Origin of the sequence: Glutamicibacter nicotianae (assembly GCF_002797775.1) — a bacterium.
In the GTDB taxonomy this organism is placed as follows: Bacteria; Actinomycetota; Actinomycetes; order Actinomycetales; family Micrococcaceae; genus Glutamicibacter; species Glutamicibacter nicotianae.
In genome coordinates this window covers 2,339,892-2,365,783 of the sequence record NZ_PGEY01000001.1, presented here as the reverse complement: position 1 = coordinate 2,365,783, position 25,892 = coordinate 2,339,892, and the positions used below count along the sequence as shown (strand labels likewise).

Genomic DNA, 25,892 nt, shown 5'->3' with positions numbered 1-25,892 from the left:
TGTAACATGTTACTCTAGTGGGACGAATCAACGAGAGGCGCTCACCATGTCAGCTCAGTCGAGCATCCAGACCCTGACCCCTGAGGCAATTGAGATGCGGGAACGGCTACGGACCGATCTGACGACTCGGGCTGCATATATTTCCGATGCCTCGATTTTCCGCCGGGTGCCGCAGGCTGTACTTGAAGTGCGCAGTGAGGCCGACATCGCCTTGGGCATCGAGTATGCCAAGGCCGAAGGCCTTTCGATCACGTCGCGAGGTGGAGGTACCTCGGTTGCAGGGAATGCCATCGGCGAAGGTCTGGTGCTGGACACCTCCCGCTATTTCAATAAGATCCTCGACATCGATCCCGAGGCGAAGACCGCGCGCATCCAGCCTGGAGTCATCTGCGACCAGCTGCGTGATGCTGCTGCGCAATACGGGCTGACCTACGGTCCGGATCCGTCGACCCATAGCCGCTGCACCGTAGGCGGCATGGTGGCCAACAACGCCTGCGGATCGCACTCGCTGGCGTGGGGCACCGCCGCGGACAACGTTGTGTCCATGAAGATCATGCTCGGCGACGGATCCGTGGTCGAGGTCAATGCCGACGGAACCAACAGCGAGGAGCTTGACGGAAAGCTCAAGGCGCTGCGCGATGCGAACCTCAAGGAACTGCGCACAGAACTGGGCCGCTTCGCGCGCCAGGTCTCGGGCTACGGCATGCACTATCTGCTCCCGGAAAACGGGTTCAATGTCGCCAAGGCGCTGGCTGGGTCCGAAGGCACCCTCGGGGTGATCACCGAGCTGGTGGTGCGCCTTGTCGAGAAGCCGAAGCATACTGCGCTGGCAGTCCTGGCTTTTGAAACTGTTTTCGATGCCGCGGCCGCGGCAGCATCCCTGCGCCGTCCCGGTCTTGCCACTGCGGAAGGCATGGGCGGAGATCTGCTCGATGCGCTGCGCAGCCGCCCCGGTCAGCAGAGTGCCGGATCCAATCTGCCTGGCATGGGTGCCGCCAACCGCGGTGGCGTCGCCAAGGCCGGCGGCTGGCTCTTCTGCGAGACAGCCGGGCAAACCATCGAACAAGCACGAAGCATCGCCGATGAGCTGGTGCAGTCAGCGTATGATGCAGCGGCCGGGGCCGCGATCGATGCCGTGGTCGTGACGGACCATGCCGAGGCCCGCACGCTGTGGAAGATCCGCGAAGCCTCCGCCGGTATTGTCACCCGCCTGCCAGATGGCGGCGAGGCCTGGCCGTCCTGGGAAGATTCAGCCGTACCGCCGGAGAATCTTGCCGGATACCTGCGCGATCTGTACGCGCTCATGGACGCCCATGGACTGCGCGGCATCCCCTTCGGGCACTTCGGCGAGGGTTGCGTCCACGTGCGCATCTCCTTCGACTTGGGCACCAATGAAGGCGTGGCGATCTTCCGCCAGTTCATGGAACAGGCCGCCGACACCGTGGCCAAGCATGGCGGCTCCCTGTCCGGCGAACACGGGGACGGCCGGGCGCGCTCGGAATTGCTCACCCGCATGTACAGCTCGAAGATGATGAAGGCATTCGCCAGCTTCAAGGCGGCCTTTGACCCCGAGGGCCTGTTCAACCCCGGGGTATTGGTCAATCCGGAACGCATCGATGAGTCGCTGCGTCCCGGACCCGGGCAGCGCAGCTTCGAGCTGACGCCGGTTCATGCGCTCTCGCGCGACAAGGGTTCCTTGGTCAACGCCGTCAACCGCTGCGTGGGCGTAGGCCTGTGCCGTTCGGACGAGGGGGCCATGTGCCCGTCCTTCCAGGGCACCCATGACGAGGTCAACTCCACGCGCGGCCGTGCCCGGGTGCTTTCCGAGATGTTCCGCGGCACCACCTTGCCCGATGCCTACAAGTCCGAAGAGGTGAAGGACGCCCTGGACCTCTGTCTGTCCTGCAAGGCCTGCGCATCCGAATGCCCGGTCAATGTGGATATGGCGACCTACAAGTCGGAGTTCCTGCACAAGTTCTACGAGGGTCGCATCCGCCCGATGGCGCACTACACCATGGGCTGGCTACCCAAGCTCACCCACTGGATGCACAAGGTGCCAGGTGCGGCATCCTTGGCCAACACGGTGCTGCGCATCGACGCGGTGCAACGGCTTGTCAAGAAGGTTGGCGGCATTGAACCGACACGCAAGATGATCACGTTCTCGGGCGAATCGCTGCAGCGCTGGGCGGCCAAGCGGAAGGAAACAGAAGCCGAATCACCGCAGGGCACCGTGGTGCTCTGGCCAGATTCCTTCAATAACCACCTGGATACCGGGCCGGGCCAGGCGGCAGTCGAAGTGCTCGAAACCCTCGGCTACCGGGTAATCATTCCCGAAGGATTCGTCTGCTGCGGTTTGACCTGGCACTCAACCGGCCAGCTGGATACCGCGCGCAAGGTCATCAAGCACACCTTGGACGTCATGGAACCCCTGGTCAAGGCAGGCTACCCGGTGATCGGCCTGGAACCGTCCTGCACGGTGATGCTCGGCCACGAAATCACCGAGCTGGTTCCCGAGGACCCGCGCGCGGCTGCGCTGTCGGCAGCCGTCGTGCCGTTCCCGGATCTGATCGCCAAGCACGTTCCGGCCGATGGCAAGCCCAGCGCCGGCTGGCCCTTCGAACAGCTGAATGTCGGCGCGGTGTCGCAGGTCCACTGCCATGAGCGTTCGCAGGGCGACCATGGCTCGTCCTCGGCCGTGCTGCGCAGCATCGGCATTGACGAGCGCGAAATCGAAACGGGCTGCTGCGGCTTGGCCGGCAACTGGGGATTCGAACCCGGACATGCGGAACTATCCCGCTCGCTGGGCGAACGCGAGCTCTTCCCGGCCATCCGCAATCGTGCGCAGGACGATGTGGTGCTCGCCGACGGATTCTCCTGCCGCACGCAGATCGCCGAGGGCACAGAGGCCCGCGGAATGCACCTGGCGCAGGTGCTGCTCAAGGCCAGGATCACCGGCTAGACAGGCTCGGAACGCAGAAAACCGGCCCGGAAGCAGCGCGATGCTGCATCCGGACCGGTTCGGTGATCCTGCTATCCCTGGTTGGCCGGCTGCTCGTTGCGCAGCCGTGCCTCGGCGATCTCGTTGATCCGTCCGCGGCACAGGTACCAGCCGCCGATGATCAGCGGGATGATGATCACCAGCGAGGCAATGGTCCAGGTGCCCACCGGATTGTCGAAGGCCATCATCACCAGCACCAGGGCAAGGAAGCCAAGGGTGACCCAGCCGGAAACCGGGGCGAATGGCATCCGGAAGCTCGGTCGATCCTGCTCCCCGCGCTTGGCCGACTTCATCAGGGCGATCTGGCACAGCACGATCATCGCCCAGGAGGCAATGATGCCGATGGCAGCGAAGTTCAGCACGATCTCGAAGGCCTTGGCCGGGACCACGGCGTTGAGCACCACGCCGAGCACTGCCACCACGGCGGTGATCACGATGCCGCCGTAGGGCACCCCTGCCTTGTTCATCCGTCCGGCGAATTTCGGTGCCGACCCGTTCAACGACATGGAGCGCATGATGCGCCCGGTGGAGTAGAGCCCGGCGTTCAGCGAGGACAGCGCCGCGGTGAGCACCACCAGGTTCATCACCACATCCATGCCCTGCACGCCGATGGATCCGAAGAAGGTCACGAACGGCGATTCCCCGGCGCTGTAGGCCGAATAGGGCAGCAGCAGCGAGAGCAGCACCAGCGAGCCGACGTAGAACACGGCGATGCGGATGATCACGGTATTGATCGCCTTCGGCATGACCTTTTCCGGGTTGGCCGTTTCGCCTGCGGCGGTGCCGATCAGCTCGATGGATGCGTAGGAGAAGACCACGCCCTGCATCAGCACCAGCACCGGCAGCAGGCCGTTGGGCAGCAGCCCCCCATTATCGGCCAGCAGCGAGAAGCCGACCTCATGCCCGTCCAGCGGGGTACCGAAGATGACGAAGTAGCAGCCAACAACCAGGAAGGCCACCAGGGCCACGACCTTGATCAGCGCGAACCAGAATTCCATTTCGCCGAAGGCCTTGACGGAGATCAGGTTCATGGTGAGCACCACGGCCAGCGCGGCCAGCGCCCAGAGCCACTGCGGCACCGAGCTGATCCACCCCACGTATTTGCCGAAGAAGCCCATGTACAGGGCGACCGCGGTGATGTCCACGATGGCCGTCATCACCCAGTTCAGCCAGTACAGCCAGCCGGTGGCGAAGGCCGCTTTCTCGCCGTAGAACTCGCGGGCGTAGGAGACGAAGGAGCCGGTCGACGGACGGTGCATGACCAGTTCGCCCAGCGCCCGCAGGATCAGGAAGGCGAAGAAGCCGCAGACCGCGTAGCTGATCACGATGCCCGGGCCGGCAGCCTCGAGGCGCCCTCCGGCGCCCATGAACAAGCCGGTGCCAATCGCTCCGCCAATGGCGATCATCTGCATCTGCCGGGAGGACAGGCCCTTGTGGTAATCGTTATCGCCGGCAGTCAGCGCGGCATCGGGGACGTGCGCCGCGGTGGCGTGCGGGGTGGAATTATCCATAGGATTCCTTGGATCTAGTCGGTGAGGTTGGCAAGCCGCTCGGGGGAGAGCAGCTCATTGAGGTCTTCGGCCGAAAGCAGGCCGCGTTCGAGCACCAGTTCGGCCACGCCGCGTCCGGTGTGCAGCGCTTCGAGCGCCACCGAGGTGGACGCCGCATAGCCCAGGCGCGGGTTCAACGCGGTGACCAGGCCGATGGAGTTCTCCACTTCGCGGCGCAGCGACTGCTCGTCCACGGTGATCCCGTCGATGCACTTGCGTGCCAGCGTCAGGCAGCCGTTGGCCAGGTGCTTGAGCGAGAGCCCGATCGAGTGGGCGATGACCGGCTCGAAGGCGTTCAGCTGCAGCTGCCCGCCCTCGGCAGCCATGGTCACGGTCAAATCGTGGCCCACCACCTGATAGGCGATCTGGCTGACCACTTCCGGGATCACCGGGTTGACCTTGCCGGGCATGATCGAGGAGCCGGACTGCACGGCCGGCAGCTGCAGGTCGTTCAGGCCAGCGCGGGGTCCGGAGGAAAGCAAGCGCAGGTCGTTGCAGATCTTGGAGATCTTCAGCGCCACTCGCTTGAGCACGCCGGAAAGGTGCACGAAGGCGCCCACATCGCTGGTGGCTTCGATCAAATCCGGGCTGGTAGTCAGCGGCAGGCCGGTCAGCTCGCGCAGGTGGCGGCAGGCGGCCTCGGCGTAGCCGGCCGGGGCGTTCAGCCCGGTGCCGATGGCTGTGGCGCCGAGGTTGATCTCGGTGACCAGCGACAGCGATTCCTCCAGCCGTGCCCGGTCCTCGCCCAGGGTCACGGCCCAGCCGCGGAACTCCTGGCCTACGGTCATCGGCACGGCATCCTGCAGCTGGGTGCGGCCCATCTTCACCACGGTGCGGAATTCTGCGGCCTTGGCATTGCAGGAATCCTGCAGCACCTCGATGGCCGCCAGCAACGGCTGGGTGGCGAAGTGAGTGGCGATGTTCACTGCGGTCGGGTAGGCGTCGTTGGTGGACTGCGACAGGTTCACATGGTCGTTCGGGTGCAGGTGCTGGTACTCGCCCTTTGCATGGCCGAGGATCTCCAGCGACAGGTTGGCGATGACCTCATTGGCGTTCATGTTGGTGCTGGTGCCAGCCCCGCCCTGGATCGGGTCGATGATGAACTGGTCATGCAGCTCGCCGGCGGCGATGCGCTCGCAGGCTTGGTCGATGGCCGCGGCGCGCTGGGCGTCGAGCAGGCCGAGCTCGTGGTTGGCCCGGGCGGCAGCCTGCTTCACGCGCGCCAATGCGCGGATCAGGTGCGGGTTGCCGGACAGCGCGGTGCCGGTGATGTCGAAGTTCTCCTTGGCGCGCAGGGTGTGCACGCCCCAATAGGCTTCCGCCGGGATCTCGCGGTCGCCGATCAGGTCATGCTCGGTGCGGGTCTGGCCGCTGAGCAAGGTTTCAGGCATGGTGGATTCTTCTCCAGTGTTCATTGAATGGGTGGGAACGGGAAACTTCACAGTGCGGCCAGCAGGCCTACGGGCGCACCGCCGCCGAGGGCCGGGCTGGTGGCCAGCGGCTCAAGGGCCAGAGCCGCTTCGGAGCCAAGGTGCTCGGCGAGCAGCTTGGCGGTGATCGGCATCCGGGCGCGGTCCGAGCCATCGGCGATCTTCACGGCCAGCGCGCTGCCATCGGGCAGGCCCACGGCCTGGATGCCTTCGAAGCCGTCCTTGGCCACGGCGCCGGGCAGCACGCGCATCAGCTCGGTGACATCGCGGCCCTCGCCTGCCACCAGTTCCGGGCAGCCGGACATGGCCGCGGCCACACGATGCTCGGCGGTGCCCTCGGCGGCGCTGGCCAGCTTGCCGAAGGCACGGGCCAGTCCGGCCAGGCTCATCCGGTAGACCGGGGTGCCGCAGCCGTCGGTGCTCACTCCGCTGATGCTTTCGCCGGAAAGCTCCTCCACGGTGTCCTGCAGCAAATCCAGCAGGCGCTGGTCATTCAGGTAGTCTGCGGTGTCCCAGCCCTTGAGCTGGCATAGGGCGGCCAGTGCCGCGTGCTTGCCCGAGCAGTTCTGCGCCAGCTGGGTGGCCTTGCCGCCGGCGGCCAGGTGGCGCTGGCGCTCGGCGGCGCCGTAGGGCAGGTCGGTGGAGTTGCGCAGCGCGTGCTCGTCCAGCCCGGCCGCTGCCAGCGTCGAGGCGGCAACCTGCTGGTGGCGTTCTGCTCCGGAGTGGCTGGCCGAGGCCAGGGCCAGCTGCTGGTCATCGAGCTGCAGCCCGGCGCGCAGCATTCCCACGGCGAACAGCGGCTTCAGCGCCGAGCGCGGGTAGAACACGGCCTGGGCATCGCCGCGGCTGGCGGCGATGGAGCCGGAAGCATCCAGCAGCACTGCCGAGCCGTAGTGGATGGACTCGACGGCGTCACCGCGGGTGGCGATGACCAGCGGTTCGTGCTGGGGCAGTGCCTGATTGGCCAGCGATGCGCGCAGGGTCCGGGGATCGGCGGGGGTCACTTCTTGCTCCTGACTATGGTGGATACGGCGTGCTGCACCGCGTTGAGGTGCTTGGCCATGGCATCGGTGGCGGCTTCGGGGTCCTGCGCGGCGATGGCTTGGTAGATTTCCTGGTGTTCCGCGTTCGAGGGCGTGCGGCGTCCGGCGACCAGGTTCACGGTTTCGGACTGGCGGGCCATGGCCTCGCGGATATCGGCGACAACCTTGGTGAACACCGAATTGCCGCTGGCTTGCGCGATTGCCGCGTGGAAGGCGGCATCCAGCTCCACCCAGGCGGCCGGGTCATCTTCCTGCTCCATGGCCTCGATCAGCCCGCTGATCCGCTCCAGATCCTCGGCGGTGCGCCGGGCGGCGGCGAAGCTGGCGGCCGGGATCTCGATATGCGGGCGGGCCTCGTGCAGGTCATCGGAGGAGAAGCTGCCCAGCTTCAGCTCGCGGGTGGGCCGGTGGGAGACCACGAAGGTGCCGCGCCCGGTTTCGGTGCGGGTCAGTCCCAGGGCTGCGCAGGAGCGCAGGGCTTCGCGGATGACCGAACGGCTCACGCCGTAGTCGGCCGCGAGGGCTGCTTCGGATCCGAGTTTCGCGCCGATGGCGATTTCCCGGGCTTCAATGGCTAAGCGGAGTGCATGGAAGACGCCTTCGGCAGCGGATCGTCGTTCGATCGGCTGCTGTCCGGGTGTCCAGCTGTCTGACAGGTTCACGCCTGCCAGTGTGGCAGTGTGATGCACCCTACGTCAAGTCGCTCCATTCGTGATCGCGAACACTCTAGTCAGTGCGGTGGCCTGGTGTGGGGACGCAGGAGGCGAACACCTGCGTTCCCGCATCCGGCTGAGCGTTATCCTGCCTCCAGGACGCGCTTGAGCATCCGCAGATCGGCGGTGTTCGCTCGGCGCATCATCGGAGCCATCAGCGGCGCCAGCAGCTTGCTGAATCCCGCGGGCTGCCCGTCATTGCGCAGGTGCACCCGGGTGCTAGAGCCATCCACCGCCTCGAAACGGTAGCTGGTGCGCATTGGAAACGGACCTTGCGCGGTGGCCATGACCAGCAGCCGGTCGGGCACATATTCCCTGACCTCGTAGGTGTAGGACAGGGCCCGGCCCAGGAAGCGGGCTTCGAAGGCTGCCCGCGCTCCGATGCCGAAGCTGCCCTCATCGAGCCGGCACCCGGTGCTGATGTTCCGGTACCATGCCGGAGCGTTGAGCGGATCCATCGTGTAGCCGGCCACCACCGAAAGTGGCCGGTCAATCACGATGCTGGTGGAGACATCAACCATCGGTGCCGCTCAGGCGCCGGCCGGCACGCGGCCGGTGAAGGCGATCAGCCGTTCGAGGCTGCCGGCGGATTCGGCGATGGCAGTCTCTGGGCCGAATGAGCCGGACGCGCGCTGCTGTTCGCCAACCGTGGCCCGCGCCAGCTCCAGGACGTACTCGGCCAGGCCCGGATCCACGTCGAACTCCTGGTTCGTGGCCTGGGCGAAATCCCAGCCGTGGACCATGAATTCGAGGTTCAGGATGCCGGACAGGACGCTGGCCGGAACCACTGCGAAGCCCAGATCGAGCGTGCCCTCCAGCCCACGTGCGGAGAAGGACTCCAAGGCCGCCTGCGCGAGCTGGGCAATGCGCGGCTCCGCTTCCAGCGACGGGTCATCTGCCTGTTCTGAGCCCAGCGCCTTGCAAGCCAGTGCGAGGTTGCCGGCCAAATGGTCCACGAGCTGGCTGACGTTGAACTCGGTGCAGGGCGTTGGGCGCTGCAGGTCCTTTTCCTGAAGGTGGTGCAGCACCAGCTGCAGCGCGGCCAGGGATGCCTCGGCCGCGGTGATGGCATCTGCGGGTTCCGGCGTGGCGTTCCATTCATCGGGGACGGCATGGCCGGTTTGGGCGAAGCGCACCAGGCGGTCCAGGAAGTGGTTCCAGCCCTCGGCGTGACCGGAGGACTGCCCGGCGTCCAGGCCTTCGTGGCGCAGGGTGAGCGCGGTGCCTTCCGCATGCGGTTCCATGGTGATGTAGAGGGTGGAATCACCGGGAGGCACCGCGTCGGAGCCTTCCCAGCCCCAGGTGAGCACCAGGCGCTTGCCCGGCTCGATTTCGGTGACGGTGCCTGCGGCATGGTGGCCGGGGCCCATGGTGAAGCGGTAGCTGCCACCGACCCTCAAATCCATGCGGCAGGCGACAGTTTGCCAGCGGCGCAGGCGTTCGGGGTCGGTGACAAGCTCAAAGGCGGTGTCGGCGTCAACGGGAAGGATGACTGTTCGTTCAAAGCTCATGGCTTTTCTCCTGATGGATGGTGCGGCGGCTTCGGTGGCGCGTCGCGCGTTGCCAATTCGGTGGCTTCGGCGACGAGTAGATCAAGTTCGGTATTCCAAAACGAGTCAAGGAGGACCTTGAGCTTCGTGATGCCTGTTGGGTCCAGCGAGTAGTAGCGGCTGCGTCCATCTTTGCGCGCTTGCAGCAGCCCTACGTCAATCAATAGCAACAGGTGTTGTGAGATGGCGGAACGACTGACTGCGAAGTTCGCAGCCAGTTCCGTCACCGTGCGCTCTCCAGAACCCAGCAACTGAACCAAGCGCCTGCGCGTTGGCTCGGAGGCGACTTCCAGTAGATCAAGCATGAAATATACGTTAGCAATCACTAACGCATTTAAACAAGGGGATCTCGAGAGCAAATTTGGAGTGAAACCTTAGGGGCCGTTAACGCACTAGTGGGCGCCCGGGCATTGCTGCCGGGGCGCCCACTGGTGGTGAAAAATACTTATGGGATAGTGATGATCTGGCCTGCGTAGGCCAAGCCGCCGCCGAAGGCGAACAGCAGCGCCTTGGATCCAGATGGCAGCGGCTCATCCGAGGCCATCATCTTCGACAGCGCCAGCGGAACCGATGCGGCCGACGTGTTGCCGGAGTAGACCACGTCGGTGGCCACGCGTGCGTTCGGAGCGCCAATCTTCTCTGCCAACGGCTCGATGATCCGAAGGTTGGCCTGGTGCAGAACGATGGCATCCAGTTCTTCTGGCTTCATGCCTGCGCGGTCGATGATCTTCGAAGCGATCTTCGGCAGCTGGGTGACGGTCCAGCGGTAGACGCTCTGGCCGTTCTGCGCGAACTTCATGTTGTTCTCGGTTTCAATGCGCACGGCATCGGACAGCGAAGGAACCGATCCCCAAACCACTGGCGAGATCCCATTGTCTTCCGAAGCGGTGATCACGAAGGCGCCAGCGCCATCGGCGGTGAGCACACAGGTGGTGCGGTCGGTGAAGTCGGTGTAATCGGTGAGCATTTCGGAGCCGATGACCAGTGCGTTGGTGGCGGTGCCTGCCGCGATCGCGCCCTGGGCGATGCCCACTGCATGGGCGAAGCCAGAGCAGGCCACATTGACATCCATGGTGGCAGGGCCCTGCTCCATATCCAGTGCGTTGGCAACGCGGGCCGCCATATTCGGCGAGCGGTCGGTGGCGGTGCAGGTCGCGACAACAACCAGATCGATATCTGCTGCCTTGATCTCAGCCGAATTGCCGAAAGCCATTTCTGCGGCCTTGATGGCCATGGAGTCTACGGTCTCAACGCCGGTGCCCCAGCGGCGTTCCTCGATGCCGACGCGGCGAGTAATCCATTCGTCGCTGGTTTCGACCAGCTTCTCCAGCTCGGTATTCGGGACGATGCGCTCTGGCTGGAAGTGGCCAAAGGCGACGACTTTGCTGCCGGTCATGGATATAGCTCCTCGGTGGATTCAAATCTTCTCTCTTCAAGATTAGTCGTTTTGAATGCTACTCGCTGTTCATATGCGCTAGAAAGCATGTAATACGGGGTTTTCCCTGTCTTGGATAGCCCATTTGTCCGGTATTCGAGGAACCTTGATTCTCCAGGTCTTCATATGGCGTCGGCGCCCTGTTCACCTGCTAGCCAGACCCCTGGCGTTCAATGGGTTGAAATGCAGCAGCCGCATGGGAGGGAAGAAGATGGAGCCTCTGACGATCATCCAATTGAGCGACACGCATCTGCACCCCGACGGGCAACTGCTTCACGGAACCATTGATTCGTGGCAGCGCACCGAGCAGGCGCTGGAAGCGGCCGCATGCCTGGAGCCGGATGCCATCGTGGTGACCGGCGATATCGCCGACCGCGGTTCGCCCGTCCATGAGCGGGCCGCCGAGCTGTTCAACCGGACGCAGCGTGTACTGGATTGCCCGGTCATCAGCGTGCCGGGCAACCATGACCCGTTGGGAACGGTGGGGGAATCCTTCAACACCAGGCGCCTGTCCACCGGTCCCCGTCCAGCCGACACGGTGCACGAAGTCCACGGGCTTCGAATCATCGGCCTGGACAGCGGGGGATTCCAGCTGGCCCAGGGGAACCTTGAACGCGAGCAGCTCGATTGGCTTTCCATGCTCCTGGCGGCGCCAGCACCGCGCGGATCCCTGCTGCTGTTGCACCATCCTCCGGTGGAGGCCACCAATGAGGCCCGTGCCGGACGTGGACTGCAGGACCCCATGGAGCTGGCGGCCATTACCGCCGGTAGCGATATTCGTGCGATCCTTTGCGGCCACTACCACCAGGCGTCCACCAGCCAGCTGGTGAACACCCCGGTGTTCATGGCTCCTGCAGTGTCCTACAACATGAATCCATTCGCCCCGACCCAGATCGTTGCCGAGCCCGCGGCGGCATTCAACGTCATCAATGTCGGGGCAAAAACAGTGGACGCGTTCGCTGCGTCCAGCGATCAGTGCTCTGCGCTGAACGAATGCCCGGCGCTGCCCGCGCCAGTCAAGAGTTCACAGACCAGCAACTGACTCGGAGAACAGAACTGAGCACCGGGCGCGTGTCGCTGCGGTGCAAGCCAGAAAGAAGAAGACGATGAGTGCAAAGAAACTAGTAATGATCCGCCACGGTCAGACCGAATGGAACAAAGCAGGACGGCTGCATGGACGCAGCGACCTGCCGATGAACGACACTGGCATCCGCCAAGCCGAGCAGCTCGCCGCCGAGCTGGCACCTCAGGGGCCGTGGGATGCGGTGTATTCCTCTCCTCTGTTCCGTGCCCGCCAAACCGCGCAGATCATTGCCAACAGCATGGGCATCCGCGCCCTGCACGAGAACCCGGAACTGATGGAGCAGGACTTCGGCAATTTGGAGGGCACCCTGGTTGCCGGTGGTGCCGATGAGCAGCGCCAGCTGCTGGTGGGCACCGGCGAAACCGAAGAGCACCTGGTGGGCCGTGCAGTGAACGCGTTGTTCAAGATCTGCCATCGGCATCCGGGACAGAAGGTGCTGGTCGTCAGCCACAGCGCCTTGATCTGCTCGGTGATTGCCGCGCTTACCGCAGAAAGCAACCCGCGGATGGCCAATGGAACCTATGTCGAACTGGATCCGCAGCTGCTGATCAATCACGTATCGCGTGAGCCGCTCTGGCACTAATGCAGGATGGGCAAACAGCGAAGTGCCGGCCATGAATCATGGCCGGCACTTCACTTGGCAGTTACTGCTGTGTTCTGACGAGCAGGAGCTGTGAACTAGCGGTTTACCACCAGGATTCGCCTTCTACGGTGACCTTGGGCTTCTCGCCGTCCCATTGAACGTTGCCGTCGAAGCTTCGGCTGAGCTCTTCTTCGTCGTAGTCGCTGTACTCGGTGTCATTGAACTTGTACTTGAAAACGGTCTCTGAGGTATTGAATCTGCCCGACTCGTCGATATCCACGCTGTCGGCGTGCGAGACCACGGAGAACGATGCAAGGTCCTTGGACTGCAGAGTGCTCGGGCAACCATCATTGAGATTGGTTGGCACGGTCACACAGGCTGTGGCGAACTTCTTGACCTCAGCGAGAATCAGCTCGTCGAGCTTGCCCGTGGTGGTCGTGACCAGTGTGGCCTGTACCGGCTGGGAATCAGGATGATCGACGCGCAACTCCTGCGGCTCGCTCTTCAGGTATTCGTTGCCCGGCGCCGAGACCTCATATATGCCCGGGTAGGCGTAGAAACTGCCGGCGAACGAACCGCCATCGCCGTAGTAGCCCTCGGTTTCAGCCAACGTGACGGTGGCCTTGCCGACGTTGACTTCGGCGCTCCTGTCGGAAGCGATTTCTACCGGAACAATCAGCGCTTCATTGAGCACCCAGGTGTTGAGCAGACCAAACTCCTTGTCGCCCGCATCGACGGTAAAGGTACGTTCGTGTCGTTCGCCGTTGATCGAGTAGACAGCGCGCACGCGCGCTGAGTCCTTCTCCTTGGATTCCTCGATGACGTCAATGAGTTCCAGCCGCTGCTTGGCGCTGCTCAGGACGTCGTCGCTGAGCAGGACGCGCGAGGCGTTGTCGATGCCCGGATCAACCATCTCGCTGGCCTTGCCAGCCTGCCCGTCGGCCAGCAACGCGAGGTAGGCTTCGACTTCAGCTTCCGGCTTGCGCTGCCCGTTCAGATAGGCGATGGCACCGAAGCCGAGACCAGCAATAACTGCCAACGCCAGCACCGAGAAGCCAACGGCTTTCGCCTTCTTCTTGGACTCCTTGGAAGCAGGGGTGAGTGCCGGAGCCGGTTCGGCAGTCGCCGGCTGTCCGGCAGCCGCTGCGGACGCACTGGCTCCAGCGGCAGCAACGGCAACCGGGGAGGCGCTGGCAGGGGCTGCGTCAGCTGGAGTAGCAGCTGAAGCCGTAGCTGCGGTGGCAGGTGCCTGGCCGGAAATCCATCGTGCAGCGGCTTCCTTGCCGGCGATCACTCCCAGCAGGGACGGCGCGAAGCGGTAGACCTGCAAGGGCAATACTTCTGCAAGCAACGAGACGATTGCGGCCCCGAGCGCCAAGAAGACCACCGAGTACCAAGTGATGCCGAACGAAACGCTGCCATTCATCTGGCCCATCTCATCGGCGGTGATGTCGCCACCCAGGGAGATGTTGGTCAGCCACGCAAGAACCATCCACAGCACCAGGGCCGCCACCGGCAGCTGCCAAGCGCGCTGCAGATTGAAGCCATTGGCCAGTCGTCCACGGTGCACGCCAATGCGGATAGCAAGCGCCAGAACCAGGACAACGCTCAGGACCAGCAGCCAAGCCCCCTTGCCATCGGCGATATCCCAGATGCGCAGAGCTGATTCAGGCATGGAGTCAGGGGTGTATTGGCCCAGGAAGCTGGCCATGCCGGAGACGTTTGGAGCCAGCGCCCCGAGGAAGCCCAGGGCTGCTGCGTAGGAACCGATGGATCCCAGGAGCGGGATCAGGAGCAGACCCATGCTCCATGGCATATCATCCGGGCGCTGGATGACAGCGACAACGATGCCCACCACGGCGAAGGCTGCCAGAGTTGCAACGGCCAAGGACACGGCCTCGCGGATACCGGCAAGCAGGGGGAAACCGGCGCTGGTGCGCTGGGGTGCGGTAGCAAGGAACTGCGAGAAGAAAACGGTCAAGGCAATAGTGAAGAAAACGCCGGCGTACCGCGGGGAAATCGCCGCGGAGAAGAATTCTCCGCCTTCGATGCTGAGCTTTCCAAAGAGCGAAATGAGCAGGAAAAGCAGAGCCAAGACGAGTGCGTGCAGTCCGGAAACCAAGGCCGCACTCTTCCATCCGCGGTTGCGTGCACCTCGGCGGAGCTTGCGGACAATCAGATAGTTCGCGGCGCAAATCGCCACGATGGACGTAACGGAAACGAATGCGAATGCGAGACTCAACTCGCCATACATGCCGAATCCGCCACCGGAACCCGAGACCTTCAGCCCGCCGCCCAGGACCGCACCGAAGATCATGATGAAGGCCTTGAAGGAATTCAGCTGGGATGCCATGTTGAAATCAGACGATCCCAAGCCGCTTTCGTCTGCCAGCGAGGCCAGCGGGATCAGGTAGCAAAGGGCCAGGACGATGCCAATGGCCGCGATGGCGCCGGCTTGGAGCCCGAGCAGCTGCAAGCTGGCACGTGATTTCAGTTTCAGAACTGCATTGGTGAATTTCTTGAACTGCGGGTTCTGTCCGGCGTTCGCGAACGGGTTTGCCGGTGCCACCGGCGCTTGCGGTGGATCCGAAGGTGCCGGCGGTGTCTTTGAACCCTCTGGCAATTGCGTATTTTCCAAGGTGATTCCTCACGTGATGCGATGATGGCGTCAAATCCGTGTGTTCTTGGAAACTTGAAGTCGAACAATTGGAATTTGACCTTCCAATTAGATAACAAGTAAATGGAAGAACAAAGTCCAGTTAAGAAACATTAGGTGGTCAATTAGCGAATTCTTGATCTTGATCCACTGGGACAACGAAAAAGCCGGTGCGGCCGGATCCCAGCAGGACCTGGCCGCACCGGCTTGTTGACAGGTGGCTACAGCGAGCGCAGGACCAATGCTGTGCCTTGGCCGCCGCCACCGCAGATGCCGATGGCGCCCAACGAACCGGCAGGCAGCTCGTTCAGCTGACGGGCCAGGGTGCCTACGATTCGTGCACCGGAAGCACCGATCGGGTGGCCCAGGGCGATGGCACCGCCATGCGGGTTCACGATGGAGGCATCCAGGCCGAGCGCCTTAGTGGACTGCACCGACACGGCAGCGAAGGCCTCGTTGATTTCCACCGCCTTCAGGTCCTTCGCTTCGGCACCTGCCTTCTGCAGGGCTGCACTGATTGCGTTGGATGGCTGCTCGTGCAGGGTACGGTCCGGACCGGCAACAAAAGCATGGGAGACGATTTCCGCCAGCGGCTTCAGGCCCAGTCGCTCAATGGCCGCGTCGCTGGCCAGCACCACTGCCGCGGCGCCATCGGTGATCTGCGAGGAGTTGCCTGCGGTGATGGTGCCTTCCTTGGCGAAGGCAGGGCGCAGCTTGCCCAGGGACTCCACTGTGGTGTCTGCGCGGACGCCGTCATCTTCGCTGATGGTGGTGTCGCCACGACGGTTGGAAATGGTGAAAGGCGCAATCTCGCCGGCTGCGAAATCGCGGGAAGCGGCAGCGCGCTGGTGGGAAGCGGCCGAAACCGTATCCTGGGCCTCGCGGGTCATCGACAGCTTGGCGTTGTGCTCCTCGGTGGAAGCACCCATCGAACGCTTCTCGGCGGCATCCGTCAGGCCGTCGTATTCCAGGGTGTCGATCATTTCGATGGCACCGTACTTGGCGCCGGCACGGGCGCGCTGCACGTGCGGAGCCAGCGACATCGATTCCTGGCCGATGGCCAGGACGACATCAGCTTCGCCGCTGTTGATCAAGCGGGCACCTGCCACCACTGCTTCGGCACCCGAAAGGCACACCGCATTCACCGCAATGGCCGGAACATCCAGTGGAACACCGGCGCCCACAGCGGACTGGCGGGCCGGATTCTGGCCAGCGCCGCCCTGCAGCACTTGGCCGACGACGACCTGCTGCACCTCACAGGGTGCTACTCCGGCGCCTTCCAGTGCCGACTTGGCGGCGTGCGCGCCCAGCTCGGTGGCGGGAACCGCGGCGAAGACGCCATTGAACTTCACGAACGGGGTGCGGGCGTAGCCCACGATCTTTGCTGTCATGCTTTCAGATCCTCCACAATATCCACGGCAAATTCCGCTGCCGTGATTTCCTTGATGCTTTCCACGCTTTCCCCCGGGGCTACTGCACGCAGGGTCAAGCTCGAGTCCTCTATATCAAACACTGCTCGATCGGTGATGATGCGGTTGACCACGCCGACTCCGGTCAGCGGCAGGTCGCATTTCTCCACGATCTTCGATGTTCCGTCCTTGGCCACGTGATCGGTCAAGACAATCACGCGCGGGGTGCCGGCGACCAGATCCATGGCGCCGCCCATGCCCTTGACCAGCTTGCCCGGGATGGTCCAGTTGGCCAGATCGCCGTTGGCGGCCACCTGCAGGGCTCCGAGGATCGCGGTCTGGACGTGGCCGCCGCGGATCATGCCGAAGGAGGTCGCCGAATCGAAGAAGCTGCCGCCGGGCAGGATCGTCACGGTCTGCTTTCCGGCATTGATCAAATCAGCGTCTTCTTCGCCTTCATAGGGGAAGGGGCCCATGCCCAGCAGGCCGTTCTCGCTCTGCAGCTTGACCGATACGCCGTCCGGCAGGTTATTGGCCACCATGGTGGGGATGCCAATGCCCAGGTTCACGTACTGGCCATCTGTCAGCTCGCTGGCGGCGATGGCCGCCATTTCATCTCGAGTCCACATGTTCAGGCCTCCTCTCGGCTGCGCACGGTGCGCTGTTCAATGTCCTTGACCTCATCGGCCTGGACCAGGGTCTGCACGAAAATTCCCGGGGTTTCCACCAATGACGGATCCAGGTAGTCATCGAGGATTTCTTCGGCCTCGGCGAAGGTGTGCCGGCCGGACATGGCGGCCAGCGGGTTGAAGTTCTTCGAGGTCATCCGATAGCGCAGGTTGCCTTCCGCATCCGCCTGGTGCGCCTTGACCAGGGCGATGTCGGCGAAGATGCCGCGTTCCAGGATCGCCGGCTTGCCATTGAATTCCATGACTTCCTTGCCTTCGGCAATCGGCGTTCCCACGCCGGTTGGCGTGAAGAACGCGGGGATGCCGACACCGCCAGCACGCAGGCGCTCGGCCAAGGTGCCTTGCGGGCAGAATTCAACTTCCAGATCTCCATCAAGGAACTGCTGGGCGAACAGCTTGTTCTCCCCGACGTAGGAGGCCAGGACCTTGGAAACCTGCTTGTTTTCCAACAGGACGCCCAGCCCCTTGCCATCCACGCCCATGTTGTTTGAAACGATCGTCAGGTTGGTTGCCTTCGAGTCCCGCAACGCGGTGATCAGCCGGTTCGGGATGCCGGATAGGCCGAATCCGCCTACTGCAATGGTCATGCCATCCTTGACGACGGCAGCCAAAGCAGCGGCTGCGTCATCCTGAAACTTCGTTGTCATCGATTCCTCCATGTGTCCACTATGTGGAGCTCGGATCTGCTTAGTCCCTAACGTACGTAGTCGCAGGTGAGCATGCAATAGGCCCGGAGATATGCCGGTGAATTGGTCGGATGGTGAGGAGAAGTGGGCACCCTGTCCATATCATGGACGCGTATGACGGGATCTAGACGATGTCGAACTCGTTGTCTTCGATATCGAGCATGCAAATGGCGAAATGGCCCATCTGGGGCATGTCGTGAACGGTCTGGACCTTTGCCCCCAAACCGACTAGGCGCTCTGCCTCGTCGGTGATGATCTGCCGGCGCTGCTCGAAGTGGACACCGCGGCCGCCGCTGACCAGCAAATCCAGATGCAGGCGGTTCTTGACGTGCTTGGCTTCCGGCACCTGCTGGAACCAAATCCGGGGACCACCACCGTGCGGATCGACCAGCGACTCCGGAGCGTCGCCGGCGCCGGGCGGCAATTCATCCTCGGGCACACCCATCGACCGCCAGTAGGCGCGCCAGGTCGGATGCCCATCAGGAGCGGGCTCGGGAACGTAGCGCAGCGCCTCGGTCCAGAACAGGACCATCGCTTGCGGCTCAGCGCAGTCGATGACGATCTGCCATGTCTTTTCCATGTGCCAGATTATCCGCCGATCGGCCCCACTGCAACAGGGGTGCGGCGGCAAAGTATGAAGCCGAAATTTACCAGGCCCGAACCCCCATCGTCCATAATGTGGTCATGAGTAATTCCCCGGCTGGAACCCAGGTCGTCGGACGGCTGGCCGCCGTGCTGCGCGCCGTGAGCACCTCCATGCCCGAGGGCATCACCACGACGCAGGCCGCCCGGAGCACCGCGTTGGCCCGCCCCACCGTGCACCGGCTGCTCAGTGCGCTGGCCACCGAAGGATTCTGCGACCACGATAACCGCACCGGCCGCTGGCTGCTGGGCCCCGAGCTCTACCTCATGGGCGCGGTGGCGGCCGAACGCTACGACATCAGCGAACTGGCCCGCGAACACGTGGCAGCGCTCGCCGAGGCCACCGGAGAAAGCGCGTTCCTCTCGGCCCGCCGCGGGGACGAAACCGTGTGCCTGCTGCGCCAGGACGGGGCCTTCCCGATCCGCTCCTTCGTCCTGTATGAAGGCCGGCGCTTCCCGCTCGGTGTCGCCTCGGCCGGCATCGCCATTCTTGCGTTCCTGCCCGAGCAGGGGATCGAACGCTACCTGCGCAACGCCGACCTGGAGCCGGAATACGGGCCGGCGCATTCGCGCGACGAGCTGCGCAAGAAGGTCGCCGAAACCCGCCAGCTGGGCTATTCGGTCAACCCTGGACTGATCGTCGAGGGCAGCTGGGGCATGGGCGCTGCAGTTTTCGACAACTCCGGGCAGCCCGCCTGGGCGCTGAGCCTGACCGGAATCCACACCCGCTTTGAAGAAGGCCGCCGCCAGGAACTGGGCAACCTCTTGCTGCACCACGCCCATGAGCTGTCCACCAAGCTGTCCAGCCGGCCAGGCACGCTGCCGCGCTAGTTCTTCCTTCCCATATATAAAGCTTCCTGCGGTAGTCTTTCAGATCGGCGGGAATGCAATTCCACAGGTTCCCTGCGACGCAGTACACGTGCAAGAAGGACAGAAAATTTGGGCATTATCCCGGCCGGCATCAACACCCCGCAGATCATCGTTGACGTAGCGAAGCTCCAGCAGAACATCGACAGGGTGGCCCATCGGGTGGCAAGCCAAGGGCTGAAACTGCGCCCGCATGCCAAGACCCATAAGATGCATGAGATCGCCGAACGCCAAATGAATGCCGGTGCCGCCGGACTCACCGTGGCCACCGTGGGCGAAGCCCTCGCCTTCGCGTTGCACGGGGTCGCCAAGATCTTCATCGCCTACCCGCTGTGGGTCAACGAATCCCAGGCAGAGCGGATCATGGAGCTGATGCGGCGGGCCAAGCTGAGCATCGGCACCGACTCGGTCGAAGCCGTCCAGCAGATGGCCAAGATGCTGGGGGAGAAGGCCTCCAAGGTCAAGCTCATCATCGAGATCGACAGCGGCCATCACCGAAGCGGCACCAGCCCGCAAGGAGCAGTCGAGATTGCCGAGGCCGCCCGTGCTTTGGGAATGCGCGTGCACGGGATTTTCACCTTCCCCGGCCACAGCTACTCGCCGGATGGCATTGACGCGGCCTTGAACGATGAGCACAAGGCCTTGGCCGAGGCGGCTTTCCTGCTGCGCGAGGCAGGGCATAAGATCAAGCGGATCAGCGGCGGTTCCACACCGACGGCGGAACTCAGCGACAACTCGGTGCTGACCGAGGTGCGTCCCGGGGTCTATGTCTTTGGCGATGCGCAGCAGTTCGAGCTGGGGCGCGTGCGCTGGGAGGACATTTCGCTTTCTGTCGCATCCACCGTGATCAGCCGGCATGAAGGCGATGCGCAGATTCCCCGGCGGATTGTGCTGGACGCCGGCAGCAAGATGCTCGGCGCAGACCGCCCGGCTTGGGCTACCGGCTACGGGCGCATCGCCGAATGCCCGGAAGCCCGGATCAGCGCGCTATCCGAGCACCATGCCACCGTGCTGTGGCCCGAAGACCAGCCGTTGCCTGCCCATGGCCAGCAGCTGCAGGTCATCCCCAACCACGTCTGCGTCGCAGTGAACCTGGTTGATACCGTGCTGGCCGTGCATGAGGACGGCACCAGCGAAGAATGGGATGTGGCGGCCCGCGGGCTGAACTTCTAGTTTCCGCAATCTGATGCCAGGCAGCTGCACGAGCTGATTCCGAGCCGTCGTCTACCCGGTCCTTTCAAGAAAACGCAGCATGCAACGCGACGCAGGATCCAAATGGTTCTTGGTCTTGAGCTGGCTTTTGGAACGGCGCAGCGACGACAATTTCCCAGGATCTTCCGCCAATGCCAGCACCCGCGGGTCGATATAGGATCCGGCGGCGATTTCGGGAGTATTGCCCAATTTTCTGGCGGCTTGCTCGACGGCCAGCTTACGCAGATTCGTTGCATCTTCGGCCGCCATCGCTGAGGCGGGAGCCTCAAGCAATGCCTCGAACGCTGCCAAGCTGCCGCCCCAGGTTCTGAAGTCCTTGGCCGTGAATTCGCCATCCAAATGCTCGGCGAGGTACTGGTTGATCTGTGATGGCTGAAGCAAGCGTGACTTCCCATCTTCGTCCAGATAGCGGAAAATCTCATAGCCCGGTTGATCGCGCAATTCAGCCAGCACTTTTACCAGTCGCCGGCTCCTGATTTTCACATGCTGCTCCTGGCCGCTCTTGCCAGGAAAATCGAGGGTGGCGCAATGCCCTTGGACCGCCAGATGCTTGGATCGCAACGAAGCAGCCCCGAAGGATTCGTTGGACTGCGAGTATGCATGCGTGCCGATGCGCAGCAGGTGAAGATCCAGCAGCATTATCACGGCCGCAGTGACCTTGTTCTTGTCGCTGCTTCCCCGGCGCAAATCCCGCATCAGCTGACGGCGGAGATTCGGCAGCGCACGGCCGAACGCTGGCAACCGGTCGAATTTGGCGGCATCCTGGCGATCACGGAATTCCGGGTGATAAATCATCTGGGTGCGTCCTGCCGCATCTATTCCGCGAGCTTGGACCTTGGCCCGCGAACTGGCCGCGATCTGGACCTGTTGCCAAGCCGGCGGAATCGACAACTTCCTGATCCGCTCCAGCAGGCGCGGGTCCCTAACGGAGCGCGAGCCTTCCAGATAGAAGAAGCCGGTTCCTGCGCGTCGGCGCGTGATGGGAAGCCGCGAGGTTCGCCGTGCCGCCATGGCAGCCTCCTGTTGGTTTAGTAGCCGTGGAATCACGGACACACTACCGCCGATCCTTTCACGGAACCGGGCGTTCGCAGGAAAATCCCAGCCCTCCCGCGCCGGACGCGCATCACCGGCGGGTGGACCGGGGGCCTGCAGCGGGTTGATTGCGCCTGAACCGCCCTGGAATCGCGCCAGTGGCCGCAACAAGGCATGATTGGAGATATGGAAAATAGTGCTGCGCCCGCATGGGTGGCGAATTACCAGCCAGGAGTCCCCGCCGAAATCGAGCTGCCAACCGAACCGCTCAGCTGCATGTTCGAGCGCTCGGTTCGCGAAGCCGGTGACAGCCCGGCCACCGAATTCTTCGGACGCCGCACCAGCTACGCCGATCTGGGGGACCAGGTGTCAAAGGCCGCCGAAGGCTTGCGCAGGCTCGGCGTGCGTGCCGGGGACCGCGTCGCATTGATCCTGCCCAACTGCCCGCAGCATGTGGTCGCTTTCTACGCGATCCTGCGCCTTGGCGCCGTCGTGGTGGAGCACAACCCGCTGTACACCTCGCGCGAACTGCGCCACCAGTTCGAAGACCACCAGGCGCGCATCGTGATTGCCTGGGACAAGGTCGTGGCCAACCTCCAGGAATTCCCGAAGGACGTGCAGCTCGACTCGATCGTCTCGGTCAACTTGCTCGAAGCTTTCCCTGCGGTCAAGCGCCTGGCGCTGAACCTGCCGGTGAAGAAGCTGCGCGAGACCAAGGCATCGCTCACGGCCCGCACCTCGGGCACCGTGGCTTGGAAGGAGCTGCTCTCCGGGTCGGCACTGGATGAAAGCCACCCGCATCCGGATGTCAACGACCTGGCGGTCATCCAGTACACCTCGGGCACCACCGGGCACCCCAAGGGCGCCATGCTCACCCACTTCAACCTGTACTCCAACGCCCTGCAGGGCGAGGCCTGGATGCTCGGGGCCAAGGAGCGCGAGGAAATCCTCTACGCGATCCTGCCGATGTTCCATGCCTTCGGCATGACCCTGTACCTGACCTTCGGCGTGAAGAAGCAGGGCCTGCTGGTGCTCTTCCCGAAATTCGACCCGGAGATGATCCTGGACGCGTGGAAGAAATCCCCGGCCACCGTGTACTGCGCGGTGCCACCCATCTACGAACGCACCGCACTGGCCGCCAAGGAACGCGGGATGTCGTTGAAGAGCGCCAAGTACTGCATCTCCGGGGCAATGAACCTGCCGGACCACGTAGTGGAGCTGTGGGAGTCGATGTCCGGCGGCCTGCTGGTGGAAGGCTACGGCATGACCGAGTCCTCCCCGGTGGCACTGGGCAATCCCTTCCACCCGAGCCGGCGCACCGGCACCATCGGCGTGCCCTTCCCCTCGACGCTGATGAAGGTCGTCGATGTGGAAGACCCGTCCAAGGAAGTCGCCCAGGGCGAACCGGGCGAATTGCTGGTCAAGGGCCCGCAGGTGTTCCAGGGCTACTGGAACAACCCGGAGGAAACTGCCAAGGCCAAGACCGAGGACGGCTGGCTGCGTTCGGGCGATGTGGTCACCGTGGACGAGGACGGCTTCGCCCAGGTGGTGGACCGCGCCAAGGAACTGATCATCACCGGCGGCTTCAACGTGTCTCCGACCGAAGTGGAGATCGCGCTGCGCCAGCATGCCGATGTTGCCGATGCGGCAGTCTTCGGCAAGCCATTGGCCCGTGGCGGCGAAATGGTGGTTGCCGCGGTGCAGCTCGAAGAAGGCTCCGTCCTGAACGAGGATGCGCTGCGCGCGCACTGCCGCGAGCTGCTGGCCGCCTACAAGGTGCCCAAGCGCATCGTGCAGATCGACGAGATGCCGCGCTCGCTGCTGGGCAAGATCCTGCGCAAGCAGGTCAAGGACCAGATGTCGGGCCTGGTCTAGGGACTCAGGGCCAACGGGTAGCCATGAGTGTCGGGAGTGCGGTTGAATTTCGCTTCAACGCATGACGAGCGCTATTGCAGGACATCACCGGCTGACCAGCAATAGGTTCCACGCGAGGCTCAGAAGTGATGAGTGCTGAAGATGAACGCTCCGACACCTTGCCCGGCGGGTCTTTATTGAACCCGCCGAAAACGGTGTCGACAATGAAGCCAGCATCCTTGAGCAAGCACCGCAGGTGCTCCTCGGTTCGGAATCGGATTCGGCCGCACTCTGAGTGCTCACGACCCTCAGAATCTACCTCATATGCACAGAAGCTGAGTCTTCCACTGCCCTCGTCAGCGCAAGTCGTATGCTGCCAGTGATGGTTTGAGCCACCGGGAAGTTGAACGTACTTGAGATGGGTCGGTTGTGCCCTGAACGGCTAGTTGTGCCGGGACCAGGTGCCGCGAGATTGCCATTCAATGTTTGCCGGTGACAGCCGTGTGCCGGTTAGCCCCCAGGGGAGCTGTTGCACCTGTGGATCTTAGACCATGGATGGTCTAAAGTTGCTTTATGTGGAACGTGGACATCGAGCTGATCGCCGGATGGCTCGCTTCGCTGGACGATGATTCGGGTGCGCAGGTGGTAGCTGCGATCGAGCTTCTCGAAGAACATGGCCCTCAGCTCGGGGTGGCCAATCGTCGATACGGTGTCGTCGTCAAGACACCGCAATATGAAGGAGCTCCGGCCGGGCTCGGCTGGACGATCTGAATTGCGCGTCATGTTCGCCTTCGATCCGGAGCGGTCAGCGATCATGTTGATCGCTGGCGACAAGACTGGCAACTGGACACGCTGGTACAAGGAGAACATTCCACTGGCCGACGACATTTTCGACGACCACCTGCGCAAACTGAGAGGGGAGTGACCGAAATGGCACTGTCGCTGAAGGACTTTGTAGCCGAGCATCCCGTGGACCGTGAGCGTGTCGACGCACATAAGGAGCGGATGCTCGCCGAAACGCGTGCATACCGACTCCGTGAGCTTCGCGAAGCCGCTGGCCTAACGCAGGCGCGGCTCGCTGAGCGCATCGGCGTGGGGCAGCGCCAGGTCTCCAAGATCGAGCACGGCGACCTTGATAATGCGAAGGTTGGAACGATCCGCAATTACCTCGAAGCGGTCGGTGGCGGTCTGTCGATCGAGTATGTTCTGGGCGATTATCGCGTCCAGGTGGCCTGACTGACCCCCGCGCGTGCCACCTGGCAACCGTTTGGAGTCGCTTGAAGGCGACCGTGCGGGACAGTACAGCATCCGCGTTAATGATCAATAGCGAATCTGTTTCACCTGGACAGAAAGAGGCGCCGAGAATGCCGAACGCGTCGACTACCGCTGAGGCCGAACGGATCGAGCCGATCCACCCGGGTGAGGTCCTCATGGAGGACTTCATCGTGGGCTTCGGCATTACTCAGAACAAGCTCGCCGTGTCGATCGGTGTGCCGCCGCGGCGCATCGACGAGATTAAGCACGGCATGCGAGGGATCACTGCCGACACTGCGCTGCGAATGGCGAAGTATTTCGGGACGTCCGAGGAGTTCTGGATGAACCTGCAGTCGAACTACGAGCTGAGGCTCGAGCGTCGTGCGCTGCGCGACAAGGTCGACGCGATCACGCCGTTGCGGGTGGCCTGAATTTGTCTGGCCAGGCGCACTTGTTCGGCCAGCGCCAGTAGTCTGTGCGCTTCGACTGGGGATCGCAAGGTGCACAGGCTGTTCGTGCCGACGTGAATGCCACCGTAGACGTATTGAGCTTCTCGACGTCTGTGTGCGTTGCCGACGAACGCGGGACGAGCATCTTTCCATGCCGGTGGAAGGGCGCGGACGCTGAAGCGTTCGCCAGTAGCTACTAGGTCTCCGGCGGGGATGGACGGTCCGACGGATTGAGATCGTCTGGCCGTAGTCGCACTATCCACGGTGCGCTGGACTCTTGCCCTGCCATGATCGCGCGCTGGGACCAAACTTAGGATCAGTGATCCACGCGGAACCATCGCCGCTCATCGATTGACCTTTCGACGGTGCCCGCGCCTGAGGATCAACACAACCAGTTCATCGTCCACGACGTCATGACCGACTCGGTAGTCACCGGTTCCGATGCGATACGCCACGAATCAGTGGCCGAACTCGGCGGCCAGATCCTCATGGGAAATGCGTTCAGTCTCTTGGCGCGCGGCCGCCGCGGCACGAATGCCGGCTTGATCTTCCAACGCCTGGAGCGCACGATCGCAGAAGTCCGGAGACACGACGACTGCGCGTCGACCAGCCCCGCGGGAGGTGATCACGACAGGCTCACGCTGTGCTGTGGCGATGAGATCGGCCTGGCGGTTGTGCAAGTCGGAGGGGGCACGGAAATCGTGACCCTATGGTAGATCTTGTACAAGAAGGCAACATGGGTTTTGGCTTACAGGG

Annotated in this window: 25 protein-coding genes and 1 pseudogene; 12 read left to right on the top strand and 14 right to left on the bottom strand. The window is 63.2% G+C overall.

What is annotated here, in order from left to right; all coding sequences use genetic code 11:
* Positions 1-46 precede the first annotated feature (46 nt).
* Positions 47-2,959, top strand: coding sequence for an FAD-binding and (Fe-S)-binding domain-containing protein (locus tag ATK23_RS11005; RefSeq protein ID WP_066141814.1), 2,913 nt, complete (start codon positions 47-49; stop codon positions 2,957-2,959).
* Between the two features lie 71 nt (positions 2,960-3,030).
* On the opposite strand, the gene ATK23_RS11000 is transcribed toward ATK23_RS11005, so the two are convergent.
* The 8 genes from ATK23_RS11000 to ATK23_RS10965 form a co-directional block, all read right to left on the bottom strand.
* Positions 3,031-4,509, bottom strand: coding sequence for an amino acid permease (locus tag ATK23_RS11000; protein WP_066141811.1), 1,479 nt, complete (start codon positions 4,507-4,509; stop codon positions 3,031-3,033).
* Between the two features lie 14 nt (positions 4,510-4,523).
* Complete coding sequence (locus tag ATK23_RS10995) at positions 4,524-5,939, bottom strand: aspartate ammonia-lyase (protein ID WP_066141809.1); 1,416 nt, start codon at positions 5,937-5,939, stop codon at positions 4,524-4,526.
* A gap of 47 nt (positions 5,940-5,986) precedes the next feature.
* Complete coding sequence (locus tag ATK23_RS10990; RefSeq protein WP_245858372.1) at positions 5,987-6,982, bottom strand: asparaginase; 996 nt, start codon at positions 6,980-6,982, stop codon at positions 5,987-5,989.
* Positions 6,979-7,683 (bottom strand): FadR/GntR family transcriptional regulator, encoded by a 705-nt coding sequence (locus ATK23_RS10985; RefSeq protein ID WP_066142534.1) that lies wholly within the window; start codon positions 7,681-7,683, stop codon positions 6,979-6,981. Before ATK23_RS10985 ends, ATK23_RS10990 begins: the two co-directional genes overlap by 4 nt.
* 134 nt (positions 7,684-7,817) lie before the next feature.
* Positions 7,818-8,255: an SRPBCC family protein gene (locus tag ATK23_RS10980; RefSeq protein WP_066141806.1), complete on the bottom strand. Its 438-nt coding sequence runs from the start codon at positions 8,253-8,255 to the stop codon at positions 7,818-7,820.
* 9 nt (positions 8,256-8,264) lie between these two features.
* Positions 8,265-9,245, bottom strand: coding sequence for a TIGR03086 family metal-binding protein (locus ATK23_RS10975; protein ID WP_066141803.1), 981 nt, complete (start codon positions 9,243-9,245; stop codon positions 8,265-8,267).
* Entirely contained in the window at positions 9,242-9,589 is a 348-nt protein-coding gene (locus ATK23_RS10970) for an ArsR/SmtB family transcription factor (RefSeq protein ID WP_066141800.1), read from the bottom strand. The genes ATK23_RS10975 and ATK23_RS10970 overlap by 4 nt, the downstream gene beginning before the upstream one ends.
* Positions 9,590-9,729: 140 nt before the next feature.
* The gene (locus ATK23_RS10965) at positions 9,730-10,680 is read right to left on the bottom strand and encodes a beta-ketoacyl-ACP synthase III (RefSeq protein ID WP_066141797.1); all 951 of its coding nucleotides are present in this window, start codon (positions 10,678-10,680) and stop codon (positions 9,730-9,732) included.
* 250 nt (positions 10,681-10,930) lie between these two features.
* Between ATK23_RS10965 and ATK23_RS10960 the strand changes: the two genes are divergently transcribed.
* Together ATK23_RS10960 and ATK23_RS10955 are read left to right on the top strand one after the other, a co-directional pair.
* Positions 10,931-11,761, top strand: a complete 831-nt coding sequence (locus ATK23_RS10960; protein ID WP_066142531.1) for a metallophosphoesterase family protein — start codon at positions 10,931-10,933, stop codon at positions 11,759-11,761.
* Between the two features lie 64 nt (positions 11,762-11,825).
* Positions 11,826-12,386, top strand: coding sequence for a histidine phosphatase family protein (locus tag ATK23_RS10955; protein ID WP_083515593.1), 561 nt, complete (start codon positions 11,826-11,828; stop codon positions 12,384-12,386).
* Positions 12,387-12,489: 103 nt separating this feature from the next.
* Here the strand turns inward: ATK23_RS10955 and ATK23_RS10950 are convergent, their stop codons facing one another.
* The 5 genes from ATK23_RS10950 to ATK23_RS10930 form a co-directional block, all read right to left on the bottom strand.
* A complete protein-coding gene (locus ATK23_RS10950; RefSeq protein ID WP_157066392.1) occupies positions 12,490-15,009 on the bottom strand; it encodes a hypothetical protein in 2,520 nt (839 codons plus the stop codon).
* Between the two features lie 254 nt (positions 15,010-15,263).
* Positions 15,264-16,433 (bottom strand): acetyl-CoA C-acyltransferase, encoded by a 1,170-nt coding sequence (locus tag ATK23_RS10945; RefSeq protein WP_066141788.1) that lies wholly within the window; start codon positions 16,431-16,433, stop codon positions 15,264-15,266.
* The gene (locus ATK23_RS10940; protein WP_066141785.1) at positions 16,430-17,080 is read right to left on the bottom strand and encodes a CoA transferase subunit B; all 651 of its coding nucleotides are present in this window, start codon (positions 17,078-17,080) and stop codon (positions 16,430-16,432) included. Before ATK23_RS10940 ends, ATK23_RS10945 begins: the two co-directional genes overlap by 4 nt.
* 2 nt (positions 17,081-17,082) lie before the next feature.
* Positions 17,083-17,787, bottom strand: coding sequence for a CoA transferase subunit A (locus ATK23_RS10935; RefSeq protein ID WP_038993256.1), 705 nt, complete (start codon positions 17,785-17,787; stop codon positions 17,083-17,085).
* Between the two features lie 163 nt (positions 17,788-17,950).
* Positions 17,951-18,406 carry a VOC family protein gene (locus tag ATK23_RS10930; RefSeq protein WP_066141782.1) on the bottom strand — a complete coding sequence of 152 codons (456 nt, stop codon included), beginning with the start codon at positions 18,404-18,406 and terminating at the stop codon, positions 17,951-17,953.
* Between the two features lie 104 nt (positions 18,407-18,510).
* On the opposite strand from ATK23_RS10930, the gene ATK23_RS10925 reads away from it, so the two are divergent.
* The gene (locus tag ATK23_RS10925; RefSeq protein ID WP_066141779.1) at positions 18,511-19,299 is read left to right on the top strand and encodes an IclR family transcriptional regulator; all 789 of its coding nucleotides are present in this window, start codon (positions 18,511-18,513) and stop codon (positions 19,297-19,299) included.
* Positions 19,300-19,407: 108 nt separating this feature from the next.
* A complete protein-coding gene (locus ATK23_RS10920) occupies positions 19,408-20,508 on the top strand; it encodes an alanine racemase (RefSeq protein WP_066141776.1) in 1,101 nt (366 codons plus the stop codon).
* 51 nt (positions 20,509-20,559) lie between these two features.
* Here ATK23_RS10920 and ATK23_RS10915 read toward each other — a convergent pair whose 3' ends face one another.
* Positions 20,560-21,558, bottom strand: coding sequence for a DNA topoisomerase IB (locus tag ATK23_RS10915; protein WP_066141773.1), 999 nt, complete (start codon positions 21,556-21,558; stop codon positions 20,560-20,562).
* Positions 21,559-21,765: 207 nt separating this feature from the next.
* Between ATK23_RS10915 and ATK23_RS10910 the strand changes: the two genes are divergently transcribed.
* From ATK23_RS10910 to ATK23_RS16840, 7 genes and pseudogenes are all read left to right on the top strand, one after another.
* Entirely contained in the window at positions 21,766-23,454 is a 1,689-nt protein-coding gene (locus ATK23_RS10910; protein WP_066141768.1) for a long-chain-fatty-acid--CoA ligase, read from the top strand.
* 552 nt (positions 23,455-24,006) lie between these two features.
* Positions 24,007-24,204 carry a hypothetical protein gene (locus tag ATK23_RS16535; protein WP_211286068.1) on the top strand — a complete coding sequence of 66 codons (198 nt, stop codon included), beginning with the start codon at positions 24,007-24,009 and terminating at the stop codon, positions 24,202-24,204.
* The gene (locus tag ATK23_RS16530) at positions 24,167-24,358 is read left to right on the top strand and encodes a type II toxin-antitoxin system RelE/ParE family toxin (protein WP_245858369.1); all 192 of its coding nucleotides are present in this window, start codon (positions 24,167-24,169) and stop codon (positions 24,356-24,358) included. The genes ATK23_RS16535 and ATK23_RS16530 overlap by 38 nt, the downstream gene beginning before the upstream one ends.
* Before the next feature lie 5 nt (positions 24,359-24,363).
* Positions 24,364-24,669 carry a type II toxin-antitoxin system RelB family anti-toxin gene (locus ATK23_RS10900; protein ID WP_066142529.1) on the top strand — a complete coding sequence of 102 codons (306 nt, stop codon included), beginning with the start codon at positions 24,364-24,366 and terminating at the stop codon, positions 24,667-24,669.
* Between the two features lie 10 nt (positions 24,670-24,679).
* Positions 24,680-24,757, top strand: a pseudogene (locus ATK23_RS16720) (type II toxin-antitoxin system RelE/ParE family toxin); the annotation flags it as partial.
* Positions 24,758-24,797: 40 nt separating this feature from the next.
* A complete protein-coding gene (locus tag ATK23_RS10890; protein WP_066141765.1) occupies positions 24,798-25,118 on the top strand; it encodes a HigA family addiction module antitoxin in 321 nt (106 codons plus the stop codon).
* A 383-nt stretch (positions 25,119-25,501) separates the two neighbouring features.
* Positions 25,502-25,852, top strand: a complete 351-nt coding sequence (locus ATK23_RS16840) for a hypothetical protein (RefSeq protein ID WP_066141762.1) — start codon at positions 25,502-25,504, stop codon at positions 25,850-25,852.
* The last annotated feature ends 40 nt before the right edge of the window (positions 25,853-25,892 follow it).